Annotated in this window: 12 protein-coding genes; 3 read left to right on the top strand and 9 right to left on the bottom strand. The window is 61.9% G+C overall.

Features of this window, described 5'->3' with window-relative positions; genetic code table 11:
- Positions 1–28: 28 nt before the first annotated feature.
- From FJD34_RS24220 to FJD34_RS24235, 4 genes are all read right to left on the bottom strand, one after another.
- Positions 29–1,474: a SulP family inorganic anion transporter gene (locus FJD34_RS24220; protein WP_090292919.1), complete on the bottom strand. Its 1,446-nt coding sequence runs from the start codon at positions 1,472–1,474 to the stop codon at positions 29–31.
- Positions 1,475–1,536: 62 nt separating this feature from the next.
- On the bottom strand, positions 1,537–2,433 hold the full coding sequence (locus FJD34_RS24225; RefSeq protein ID WP_032862830.1) for a LysR family transcriptional regulator: 897 nt from the start codon (positions 2,431–2,433) through the stop codon (positions 1,537–1,539).
- 41 nt (positions 2,434–2,474) lie between these two features.
- Positions 2,475–3,065, bottom strand: a complete 591-nt coding sequence (locus FJD34_RS24230) for an NAD(P)H-dependent oxidoreductase (protein WP_090292918.1) — start codon at positions 3,063–3,065, stop codon at positions 2,475–2,477.
- Between the two features lie 124 nt (positions 3,066–3,189).
- Positions 3,190–3,954, bottom strand: coding sequence for a sulfite exporter TauE/SafE family protein (locus FJD34_RS24235; RefSeq protein WP_065942964.1), 765 nt, complete (start codon positions 3,952–3,954; stop codon positions 3,190–3,192).
- A gap of 183 nt (positions 3,955–4,137) precedes the next feature.
- On the opposite strand from FJD34_RS24235, the gene FJD34_RS24240 reads away from it, so the two are divergent.
- The gene (locus FJD34_RS24240) at positions 4,138–5,067 is read left to right on the top strand and encodes a LysR substrate-binding domain-containing protein (RefSeq protein ID WP_050593435.1); all 930 of its coding nucleotides are present in this window, start codon (positions 4,138–4,140) and stop codon (positions 5,065–5,067) included.
- Here the strand turns inward: FJD34_RS24240 and FJD34_RS24245 are convergent.
- Together FJD34_RS24245 and kynU are read right to left on the bottom strand one after the other, a co-directional pair.
- Positions 5,064–6,494, bottom strand: a complete 1,431-nt coding sequence (locus FJD34_RS24245) for an amino acid permease (RefSeq protein ID WP_032862826.1) — start codon at positions 6,492–6,494, stop codon at positions 5,064–5,066. The two genes, FJD34_RS24240 and FJD34_RS24245, sit on opposite strands and share 4 nt — an antisense overlap.
- Before the next feature lie 151 nt (positions 6,495–6,645).
- The gene (gene kynU / locus FJD34_RS24250) at positions 6,646–7,896 is read right to left on the bottom strand and encodes a kynureninase (RefSeq protein ID WP_090292916.1); all 1,251 of its coding nucleotides are present in this window, start codon (positions 7,894–7,896) and stop codon (positions 6,646–6,648) included.
- A gap of 143 nt (positions 7,897–8,039) precedes the next feature.
- On the opposite strand from kynU, the gene FJD34_RS24255 reads away from it, so the two are divergent.
- Entirely contained in the window at positions 8,040–8,513 is a 474-nt protein-coding gene (locus tag FJD34_RS24255; protein ID WP_017531067.1) for an Lrp/AsnC family transcriptional regulator, read from the top strand.
- A gap of 37 nt (positions 8,514–8,550) precedes the next feature.
- Here the strand turns inward: FJD34_RS24255 and catA are convergent, their stop codons facing one another.
- From catA to FJD34_RS24270, 3 genes are read right to left on the bottom strand one after another with little or no spacing between them, the layout of a single operon-like run.
- On the bottom strand, positions 8,551–9,480 hold the full coding sequence (gene catA, locus FJD34_RS24260; RefSeq protein ID WP_090292915.1) for a catechol 1,2-dioxygenase: 930 nt from the start codon (positions 9,478–9,480) through the stop codon (positions 8,551–8,553).
- Positions 9,481–9,522: 42 nt separating this feature from the next.
- Complete coding sequence (gene catC / locus FJD34_RS24265; protein WP_032862821.1) at positions 9,523–9,813, bottom strand: muconolactone Delta-isomerase; 291 nt, start codon at positions 9,811–9,813, stop codon at positions 9,523–9,525.
- A 13-nt stretch (positions 9,814–9,826) separates the two neighbouring features.
- A complete protein-coding gene (locus tag FJD34_RS24270; RefSeq protein WP_032862820.1) occupies positions 9,827–10,954 on the bottom strand; it encodes a muconate cycloisomerase family protein in 1,128 nt (375 codons plus the stop codon).
- Positions 10,955–11,068: 114 nt separating this feature from the next.
- Here FJD34_RS24270 and FJD34_RS24275 point away from each other — a divergent pair, with 114 nt between their 5' ends.
- On the top strand, positions 11,069–11,944 hold the full coding sequence (locus tag FJD34_RS24275) for a LysR family transcriptional regulator (RefSeq protein ID WP_032862819.1): 876 nt from the start codon (positions 11,069–11,071) through the stop codon (positions 11,942–11,944).
- Positions 11,945–11,963 lie beyond the last annotated feature (19 nt).

An 11,963-nucleotide genomic window follows, 5' to 3' on the forward strand; every position in this document is an offset into this window, starting at 1 on the left:
CGCGAGCGAGCTCGCTCCTACAGGGGGATCAGTCGTGCTGCACCCGCGCGCGCTTGAGCAATTTCTTGCAGCGCTCGGACAAGTGCAGCACCCGCAGGTGCTTGCCAGCCTTGCTGTAGCGCTCGCGCAAGGTCATCAACGCCGCGATGGCGGAGTAGTCGACAAAGCTCAGGTGCCGGCAATCGAGTGTCACCTGCTGCGGGTCGTTGGCCGGGTCGAACTGGTTGAGGAACGGCGTGGTCGAGGCAAAGAACAAGGTGCCGTGCAGCCGGTAGAGCTTGCTGCCATCAGCCTCCAGGTGTTCATCGGCATACAGCTCGCGGGCCTGTTGCCAGGCAAAATTGAGCGCGGCAATCACAATCCCGCACAGCACCGCGGTGGCCAGGTCGGTGAATACTGTAATCACCGTCACCGCCATGATCACCAGCACATCATTGAGCGGCACTTTGTTGATGACCCGCAGCGACGCCCAGGCAAAGGTCTGCTGGGACACCACGAACATCACCCCCACCAGCGCCGCCAGGGGAATGCGCTCGATCAGCGGCGACAGAAACAGGATAAACAGCAGGATCATCACCCCGGCAAACACCCCGGAAAAACGCCCGCGCCCGCCCGAGCTGAGGTTGATCACCGTCTGCCCGATCATCGCGCAGCCGCCCATGCCGCCAAACACCCCGCTGACCATATTCGCCGCGCCCAGGGCCACGCTTTCACGGTCGGGGTAGCCGCGGGTCTCGGTGATTTCATCGGTGAGGTTCAGGGTCAGCAGGGTTTCCAGCAACCCCACCATCGCCATCAAAAACGCGTAAGGCGCAATGATGCCGAGGGTTTCCAGGGTCCAGGGAATCTGCGGCAGCGCGAAGGTCGGCAGGCCACCGGCGATATGGGCCATGTCGCCCAGGGTGCGGGTGGGCAAGCCCAGCAGGTACACCGCAAGCCCCACGCCGAGAATCGCCACCAGCGCCGGCGGTACCGCGCGGGTCAGGCGCGGCAGCAGGTAGACGATGGCCATGGTGGCCGCCACCAGCCCCGTCATCACATACAGCGGCGTGCCGCTGAGCCAGGCCTCACCACTCTTGAAATGCTCCAGTTGCGCCAGGGCAATGATGATCGCCAGGCCGTTGACGAAACCGAGCATCACCGGGTGCGGCACCATGCGCACCAGTTTGCCCAGGCGCAGCAGGCCGAAGGCAATCATGATCAGGCCGCCCAGCAACACCGTCGCCAGCAAGTACTCCACCCCGTGTTGCACCACCAGCGCGACGATCACCACCGCCATCGACCCCGCCGCCCCCGAGACCATCCCCGGCCGACCGCCGAACAACGCGGTCAAGGTACAGATGATGAAGGCGCCGTAGAGCCCCATCAGCGGGTTGAGGTGGGCCACCAGAGCAAAGGCGATGCATTCGGGCAGCAAGGCAAAAGACGTGGTCAGTCCGGCCAGGGCGTCGGCGCGAAGACGAGAGAGCTTCATGGGTATACCGGGGAGTGGCGGGGAGTGAGGCCGGGAATGGTACGCAAATGCGCAAAGCGCAGCTAGTCGGCGTAGCGCGCCAACTTCTCCTGGATAAAGTCCAAGAAGCACTGGATACGCAGGGCCAGTTGCGAGTTGCGGTAGTACACCGCATTGATCGGCTGGCGATAACCGCTGTTGAACGGGGCGAGCACCGTCTGCAAGCGGCCGGCGTTGATGTCTTCGATGGTCATGAAATGCGACAGGCAGGCGATCCCCTGCCCTTCCAGCGCCAACTGGCGCAGGGTTTCACCGCTGGACGCGGCAATGCCCGGTTCGATCTGCCAGCGATCACCCTGCACATGGCGCAGCGGCCAGTGGTTGAGGGTTTCGGTCTGGGTGAAGCCCAGCAACGTGTGGTTCGCCAACTCGGCCACCGTGCTCGGCGTACCGTGTTGCGCAAGGTACGCGGGGCTGGCGAGGATATGCAGCGGGCTGCAGCCCAGGGAGCGGGCGTGCAGGGTCGAATCCGCCAGGGTGCCGATGCGGATCGCAATATCGGTGCTCTGCTCCAGCAGGTCGATGATCAGGTCGTTGCTGTTGAGCTCCAGCTGGATATCCGGGTACAGGCGGCGGAACTCAGCGACGTACGGCACGATGGCATGCAGCATGAACGGCGATGCGGCGTTGATCCGCAAGCGCCCGGAGGGGGTTTGGTGTCGCGATGACAGGCGCTCCTCCAACTCCTCCATCTGCGCCAGGATCAGCTTGGCCTGCTCGAAGAAGTACTTGCCCTCTTCGGTCAGGTCCATGCGCCGCGTAGTGCGGTTGATCAGGGTGGTGTCGAGCTTGGCTTCAAGCCGCGACAAGCTACGGCTGACCGCCGAAGGCGTCTGCCCGACCTGTTCGGCAGCGGCGGAAATCGACCCGCATTCAATCACGCAGACAAAGATCTGTAGCTCATCGGATCGGGCTTTCAACGTGAATCCTCGTGAATACGGCTGCGTGGATACTAGCCGTATTACAGCGCCAGGTTAAACACCTGGGCCAGATGCTGCTCGTAGCGCAGCACATCGGCTTCGATGGATGGGCGTTTCATCACGTCCACACAGAGGAACGTCGGCAGGCCACTCATGCCGAGAAACTGGTTGGCCTTGTGGAACGGGAAGTACACCGCATCCACACCCTTGGCTTCGAAGAAATCGCTCGGATCGTCGAAGGCCGCCTGCGGCGCGTTCCAGGTCAGCGACAACATGTATTGCTTGCCCTGGATCAGGCCGCCGCTGCCGTATTTCTGCGACGCATCGAAACGGGTGCGGCCATCGCTGGCGTACAGGCTGCCGTGGCCTTCGGTGAACACCTCGTCGATGTACTTCTTGACGATCCACGGTGCGCCCATCCACCAGCCGGGCATCTGGTAGATGATCACGTCGGCCCAGAGGAACTTGGCGACTTCTTCAGCGACGTCATAGCCGGCGTCGATATGGGTGACTTTCACGTCGATACCACCACGGTCCAGCACGGCCAGGGCGGCGTCGTGCAGGGTGTTGTTGTAGCGACCGTCAGAGTGGGCGAATTTTTTACCACCGTTGAGCAACAGAACTTTTTTCATGGGGGGTTAACCTGAAGGCTGAAAATGTATGAGCGCAGGCTACCGGCAACCCCTCGGGTGAATAAGCCGTGGATCGGCAAAACGCTTTTGACTTAAACGCACGAATAGCTATTTGATTATTGCTTCAACCACGCATCAACAGATGCCCACCCAAGGCCGCCATGCCGATGAAGAACACGCGCTTGAACAGCACGGCACTGATGCGCTGGCGCAGCTTTTGCCCCAGCCACATGCCCAGCAGCGCCGGCACCAGCGCCAACAGCGAGGCATTGAGTTCGCCAGCACCGAGGTTACCGCGCCAGAGCAGCCCAGCCGCCAGGGCCAGGGTGGAGACGGTGAAGGACAGGCCCAGCGCCTGCACCAGTTGGTCACGGCTCAAGCCCAGTGCTTGCAGGTAGGGCACGGCCGGGATCACGAAGACGCCGGTGGCCGAGGTGATGATCCCTGTCAGCAGGCCACACACCGGGCCCAGCCAACGCTCGGCGGCCGCAGGCACGCTGAACGCCGGTAGAAACAAACCGCACAGGGCATACACCAGCAATGCCCCGCCCAATGCCCGCACCACCCATGCACCACCGTCCATGCCCAACCACAGCGAACCGAGCCCGGTGCCGAGGAAAATCAGCAGGAGCATGGGCCACAGGCGTTTGCTCAATGCGCCCAAGTGCCCACCGAAGGCCAGTTGCCAGAGATTGCTGATGGTCGAGGGAATGATCAGCAGGGCCGCAGCCTGCGCCGGCAACATAGCCAGGCCGAGCAGGCCCATGGCGACGGTGGGCAGGCCCAGGCCGATCACACCCTTGACGGTGCCGGCCAGCAGGAAGGTGCCGATCACCAGCAACGTCAAGGCTGGGCCGAGGTTTTGGTAGAACGCGAGAAAGGTCGTCATGGGGGGATTGTGCGGGGTTGGCGTGGGGTTGGAAATTCGCCATATACTGAGGCAGCCTCTTGTTTTGTGTGAGGCTGAGAACGCTATCGCAGGCAAGCCAGCTCCCACATTTGAAGGTATTCACAAATCAAAATGTGGGCTTGCCTGCGATGAGGCCCTTCCAGGCACCCGGGATTCCCAGCCATGCACTTTGACCTGATCGACCTGCGCCTCTACCTGCACATCCTCGACACCGGCAATATCACCGCCGGCGCCGCCCGCAGCCATTTGTCCCTGGCCGCCGCCAGTGCGCGCATCCGGGCGATGGAAGCCTCGGCAGGCGTCGCATTCCTGGAACGCGGCCGGCGCGGCGTGACCCCGACCGCCGCTGGCAACGCCCTGGCCCGTCATGCCCGGCTGTTGTTGCAACAGGCCGAGCGCCTGCAACAAGAGCTGGCCGAATACGCCAACGGCGTCAAAGGCCAGGTGCGCCTGCTGTGCAACACCACAGCCCTCAGTGAATACCTGCCGGAGTTGTTGGCGGATTTTCTCTGCACCCATCCCAACCTCGATATCGACCTGCAGGAACTGCCCAGCCTGCGCATCACCCACGCCTTGCGCCAGGGCGCAGCAGACCTGGGGATCATTTCCGATGCGGTGGACACCCACGGCTTGCAGACCCGGCCGTTTCGCGATGACCCGCTGGTGCTGATCATGCCCACAGGTCATCCGCTGGCGGCGGGCCCGGTGAGTTTTATCGACAGTTTGCTCCACGACTATGTGGGATTGGCCGCCAATAGCGCGTTGGCGGTGTACCTGGAAGAACAGGCGCTGCACTCAGGTTTTCGCTTGCAGACACGGGTGCGCGCCGACGGGTTTGATGGGGTGATGCGCATGGTCGCCCGTGGCGCAGGGCTGGGGATTGTGCCGCAGGCGGCGTTGCAGCGCTGGCCCCACGCCCAGCAATTGCAGGCCCAACCCCTGACGGAGGACTGGGCCTGTCGCAAACTGCTGTTGTGCGCACGGTCGTTCGAGCAGTTGCCGGGTTATGCCACTGCCCTGCTGAACGCACTCACGGTAGGAGCGGGCTTGCCCGCGAAGGTCGTCAACGATAACGCGGGCTTGCAGGTTTAACGTGGCGCGCTCGGGTTTTTCGCGAGCACGCTCGCGCCTACAGGAGTTGGGCGGCGCTTGCGAAAGAACACGTAATACACCGTCGACAGGATCAACAGGAACGGCACGCCGAACACCAGGGTCATCTTGAACGCCTCGGTGAAGAACGTGGTGATCATCACCGCGCCCATCAGCACCAGCCCCAACAGCGTGCTGTAGGGGAACAGCCGCAGTTGGAACGACAACTTCGGCCCGCCGTGACGTTTGCGGTAACGGCGGAAGAACAGGTGCGTGAGGAAGATCATGAACCAGGTGAAGATCGCGCCAAACATCGAGATGGCCATCATCAGGGTGAAGGAGCTTTCCGGGTACACCACATTGAGCAGGGTCGCCAGGGCGATGCCCGAGCTGGACAGCAGCAGGGCATTGAGCGGGATCCCGCTTTTGCTCAGGGCGCCCATGGATTTTGGTGCAAAACCGGCGCGGGACAGGCTGAACATCATGCGCGTGGTGATGTAGAGCTGACTGTTCATCGCCGACAACGCGGCAATCAGGATCACAAAGTTCATCACCCCGGTGGCGCCGGGAATGCCGATGGTCTGCATCACCGTGACAAACGGGCTCTGGCTCTGCCCGGCCTGGTTCCACGGCACGATGGCCAGCATCAGCGCCAGGGTCAGCAGGTAGAACACCACCAGCCGCACAATCGTGGCGCGGAAGGCTTTTTTCACCGCCTGTTCCGGGTCGGCGGCTTCACCCGCCGCCACCGCGATCATCTCCACGCTCAAGTAGCTGAAGATCGACACGATCACGGCAATCCACATACCGCTCAGGCCATTGGGGAAAAACCCGCCGTGGGCCGTGTAGTTCTGCACCCCGTAATCCGGGTTGCCGGAGCCGAACACCACATACACCGCGAGGATGATGAAGCCGACGATGGCGCTGATCTTGATCGTCGAGAACCAGTACTCGAAGTTACCGAACGTCTTCACGCTGATGGCGTTGAGCACGATCAGCACGCTGGAGAACGAGACGATCCACACCCATTCCGGCACGTTGGCGAACCAGTACTTCATGTACATCGCCACCGCCGTGACTTCGGCGCCCACCGCCAGCACAATCGCCGCCCAGTAGGCATAACGCACCAGGAACCCGGCCAATGGGCTGACATAGAACTCGGCGTAGGCACCAAAGGAGCCAGAGGTGGAATGAGCCACCGTCATCTCCGCCAGGCAGCCCATCAACAACAAGGTAATCAACGCGCCGATGGCGTAGCTGACCAGCACGCTGGGCCCGGCATAACCGATGGCGTAGGCGCTGCCCATGAACAACCCGGTGCCGATGGCGCCACCGATGGCGATCATGCTCATCTGCCCGGAAGTGAGCTGGCGCCGCAGGCCCAGTTCGCGATTGGTGATTGCTGCAAAGCCGTTGTCTGGCGTGGTCACGTGGCGTGCCCCTTTATTATTGTGATGGTTACTGCTGACCAAGCACCTGTGGGAGCTGGCTTGCCTGCGATGAAATCGCCTCGGTATCACTGACATACCGAGGTGCCTGCATCGCTGGCAAGCCAGCTCCTACATGGGTTTTGTGGTGTTCTTAGGTGACGCTGTGGCGCACTTTGAATTGCGGTTGGTCCCAGGTGTTGCCGTCGAGGATTTCGCCAAGGATTTGCACCGCATCCCACACCTCGGTGAAGCTGGTGTACAGCGGGGTAAAGCCAAAACGCATGATCTTCGGCTCGCGGTAATCACCAATCACGCCACGGGCAATCAGGGCCTGGACGATGGCGTAGCCTTGCGGGTGTTCAAAGCTGACATGACTGCCACGCTTGGCATGGTCGAGCGGGGTAATCAGGGTCAATTCATGGGCGGCGCAGCGGCTTTGCACCAGCTCGATGAACAGGTCGGTCAGCGCCAGGGATTTGCGGCGTAGGCTGGCCATGTCGGTCTGGGCGAAGATATCCAGGCCGCACTCGACCATCGCCAGCGAGGTGATCGGCTGGGTGCCGCACAGGTAGCGGGTGATGCCCTTGCCCGCCACGTAGTTGGACTCCATGGCGAACTGGCGGCTATGGCCGAACCAGCCCGACAGCGGCTGTGTCACCAACTCCACCAGCGCCGGGTTGACCCAGACAAACGCCTGGGAGCCCGGGCCGCCGTTGAGGTATTTATAGGTGCAGCCAATGGCGTAGTCGGCGCCGGCCTGGTGCAGGTCGATCGGCACTGCGCCCGCCGAATGCGCCAGGTCCCAGATTGCCAGCGCGCCGCATTCATGGCTCAGGGCGGTCAGCGCCTGCATGTCATGCATGTAGCCGGTCTTATAGTTGACGTGGGTGATCATCACCACCGCCGTGTCCTGGTCGATGGCTTGCGGCAGTTCCTCGGGGCTGTTCACCAGGCGCAGGGAGTAGCCCTGTTGCAGCAGCGCGGCCAAGCCTTCGGCGATGTATAGGTCGGTGGGGAAGTTGCTCGCCTCACTGACAATCACTTTGCGCTGCGGCTGGCGTTGACGCTGCACGGTCAAGGCGGCGCTGAGCACCTTGAACAGGTTGATCGAGGTGGTATCGGTAATCACCACTTCAGCCTCGCCCGCGCCAATCAGCGGCGCCAGGCGATTGCCCAGGCGCTGGGACAGGTCGGCCCAGCCGGCACTGTTCCAGCTGCGGATCAAACCATTGCCCCACTCCTCGGCGATCACCGCTTGCGCCCGCTCCAGCGCCGCCACCGGACGCGCCCCAAGGGAGTTGCCGTCAAGGTAGATCACGCCTTCCGGCAGGGCGAATTGATCGCGCAATGGCGCCAGCGGGTCCTGGGCGTCGAGGGTCTGGCAATGGTTTCGGCTGGTCATGGAAAGTCCTGTTTTTATAGGTGACGATGGACCAAATAATGAACGAAGATTTGCAGAATTTTCGTGCAAAGTGCGCTACAACTGGCTTAATAAGCTGTAGGAAATTCGAATTTAACCTCCAAATACGCGGATTAATTCTAAGCATGATTCTCGACGCCACCGACCTGCGCCTCCTGCATTTCCTGCAACAGGATGGCCGTATCAGCAACCAGGAACTGGCGGAGAAAGTCGCCCTGTCGCCATCCGCCTGCCTGCGCCGTTTGCGCCTGCTGGAGAGTGAGGGGGTGATCAGCGGTTATCGCGCGGTGCTCAATGCCGAGCAGTTGGGCATCGAGCTGGAGGCCATCGTCCACCTGTCGCTACGCCAGGATGTGGAGGATTGGCACGAGACGTTTATCAAGAAGGTCCAGGGCTGGCCGGAAGTGGCCAGCGCCTATGTGATCACCGGCGCCAGCAACTATGTGCTGCGGGTGCAGGCGCGCAACCTCAAGCACTTCTCCGACTTTATCGTGAACCACCTGAACCGCACGGCGGGGGTGATGGATATTCGGTCGGAGATCGTGCTGCAGAAGATCAAGGATCGGGATGAGGTGCTGGATCTGGTCGTACGCAAATAACCAGCTCCACCGCCGCTCCCACATTTTTTTACTGCATTCAGTCTTCGAGGGCGCGTACGCGTTGCATGCGTTTTTGCTCGACCGATGCCACCGCTGGCTGCAACTCGAAGTCAAAGTCGATCTGCGCAAACTTGCCTTCCACGCCAAATTCGCGCGCCAGCTGTTGATCCTCGCTGAAACGAATCTCGGCAATCAACTCATCCCGCGTGGCATAGGCAAAGTCATCATGCAGGTACGGATCATCCGACAGGTTGATCTGCGTGGTCAGGTGCCGATGCCCCGGTGCCGAGATGAAGAAGTGGATATGCGCCGGCCGCTGGCCGTGACGCCCCAGTTGATCGAGCAACTGCTGGGTCGGGCCGGTCGGTGGGCAGCCGTAGCCGGACGGGACGATGCTGCGAAAGCGGTAGTTGCCCTGGGCATCGGTCTCGATCCGACGACGCAGGTTGAACTCCGATTGCGTCGGGTCGAACCAGGAGTAAGTGCCGCCGGTATTGGCCTGCCACACATCCACAATCGCCCCGACCAATGGCTTGCCATCGACATCGCGCACCTGCCCGCGCATGAACAGCGGCACGGCCGCATCCAGGCCATCGTCAAGTCGCGCCTCGTACTTGGACAGCGGCGCGCCGGCCACATACAACGGCCCTTCGATGGTGCGCGGGGTACCGCCGGACTTGCCGGCTTCCTCGTCGGCCGCGTCCATCAACATATCCAGGTAATGCTCCAGGCCCAGGCCTGCGGCCAGCAACCCGGCTTCCTGGTTCTTGCCCAGCTCGTTGAGGTAGTTGACCGCCTTCCAGAACTCTTCCGGGGTCACTTCCAAGTCTTCGATGATGTTCACCGTATCGCGCAGGATCCGGTAGATCAGCGCCTTGGCCCGTGGGTTGCCGGCGTCATTGAGGTTGCCGCTGGCTTCTTCGAGGAAGCGTTGGGCGTGGGCAGTCTGGGACAGTCGAATGGACATGGTGCAATCCTCATCTTGTAATTATTAGGTGGCTAGACAGGCTCAGCGATCATCCTCACGGATCGACGACGGATGCCGGCAAAGGGCATTCACTTCGATGGCCATGTAGGGATAGAGCGGCAGTTGCATCAGCAGGTCATGCAGTTCCTGCACGCTGTCGACATCGAACACGCTGTAGTTGGCGTACAGCCCGGCGATACGCCACAGGTGGCGCCATTTACCCTGCGCTTGCAGGCGTTGGGCCAGGGCCTTTTCGTCGGCCTTGAGGGCCGCCGCGCGCTCGGGGTTCATATCGACGGGCAGGTTGACGGTCATTTTTACGTGGAACAACATCGCAGGCGTCCTCTTAATGTTTGTCGCGACGGAAGAACGCCAGGCGCTCCTCATCAATGGCCAGGCCCAAACCCGGGGCGGTCGAGACATGCAGGTGGAAATCGCGATACAGCAGCGGCTCGGTGAGGATGTCCTCGGTGAGCAGCAGCGGCCCGAACAGCTCGGTGTCCCAGGCCAGTTTGTTCAAAGTGAGAAACGCATGGGCCGACGCCAGGGTGCCGACCCCGCCTTCGAGCATGGTGCCGCCATACAGGCCAATACCTGCCGCCTCGGCAATCGCCGCCGTGCGCAATACCGCGCGCGGGCCGCCGTTTTTCGCGATCTTCAGCGCGAACACCGAGGCCGCACCTTCGCGGGCCAGGTTGAAGGCATCTTCGACACACTCGATGGATTCGTCCGCCATGATCGGTGCCGGGCTCGACAGGTTGAGCCGGGCCATGCCGCCACGGTTATTGCGCGAGATCGGCTGCTCGATCAGATCGATACCGTTGTCGCCCAGCACCTTGCAGGCACGCAGGGCCACGGCTTCGTCCCAGGCCTGATTGACATCGACCCGCACGCTGGCGCGCTCGCCCAGGGCCTTTTTGATCGCGATCACGTGGGCCAGGTCCTGGCTGACTTCCCCGGCGCCGATCTTCAACTTGAAGATCCGGTGGCGGCGCAGGTCGAGCATCTTCTCGGCTTCTTCGATGTCTTTTGCGGTGTTGCCGCTGGCCAGGGTCCACGCCACCGGCAAGGCATCGCGCACGCGGCCGCCGAGCAGTTCGCTGACGGGCAGCCCCAGGCGCTTGCCGAGGGCATCGAGCAAGGCGCTTTCGATACCGGACTTGGCAAAGGTGTTGCCACGGATGCTGCGCTCCAGGCGCAACATGGCCGCATTGATGTTGCTGGCGTCCTGGCCAATCAACAGCGGCGCAAAGTGTTGGTCGATATTGGTCTTGATGCTGTCGGGGCTTTCGTTGCCGTAGCTCAAGCCACCGATGGTGGTGGACTCGCCAATCCCTTCGATGCCGTCGGCGCAACGCACGCGAATGATCACCAGGGTCTGGTTCTGCATGGTGTGCATCGCCAGCTTGTGCGGGCGGATGGTGGGGAGATCGACGATGATGGTCTCGATCGACTCGATGGCACAAATCGGCATGGCAATACCCGTTGGGTTCTTTATAGGTCTGGCCTGATTCTGTCGCCCATTGTTGTTGGCTTCCAATATAGAATTGGTCTCGAACAATACCCTCAAGGTATGAGAGGAATCCGTATGGAACTGCGCCACCTGCGTTACTTCCAGGTGTTGGGGGAAACCCTGAACTTCACCCGTGCTGCCGAACGCCTGCACATTGCCCAGCCGCCGTTGAGCCGGCAGATCCAGCAATTGGAGGATGAATTGGGCGTGGTCCTGCTGGAGCGTGGCCGGCCACTGCGGCTGACCGAAGCCGGGCGGTACTTCTATGAACACGCCAATGTGCTGTTGGAGCAACTGGCCAAGACCTGCGATAACACGCGGCGCATTGGCCTGGGGCAGAAGACCTGGCTGGGCATCGGTTTTGCCCCCTCGACCCTGTATGGCGTACTGCCGGAGCTGATTCGCCGCCTGCGCAGCCATGACGCGCTGGAGCTGGAGCTGGGGCTGGCGGAGATGACCACCCTGCAACAGGTCGAAGCGCTCAAGGCCGGGCGTATCGATGTGGGTTTCGGGCGGATTCGCATTGATGACCCGGCCATCGTCCAGCGCGTGCTGGTAGAGGATCGGCTGGTGGCGGTGTTGCCCGCCGGGCACCCGCTGCTGGGCGCGCCGGTAACGCTCGCGCAACTGGCCGCCGAGCCACTGGTGCTCTACCCCGGCAACCCACGCCCCAGTTATGCCGACCATGTGATCGCACTGTTCGACACCCATGGCTTGGCGATCAAGGTGGCGCAATGGACCAATGAATTGCAGACCGCCATCGGCCTGGTCGGCGCGGGCATGGGCGTGACGCTGGTGCCGGCCTCGGTGCAGATGCTGCATCGGGCGGATATCGGCTATACGCCGATTGTCGAGGCCACGGCGACTTCGCCGATCATTCTCAGCCGGCGGATTAATGACCAGTCGCCGGGACTCAGCCATTGCCTGCAATTGGTTGAAGAGTTGATCTGAAATCTCCCAAACACCAGCC

The organism is Pseudomonas brenneri (assembly GCF_007858285.1).
Classification (GTDB): domain Bacteria; phylum Pseudomonadota; class Gammaproteobacteria; order Pseudomonadales; family Pseudomonadaceae; genus Aquipseudomonas; species Aquipseudomonas brenneri.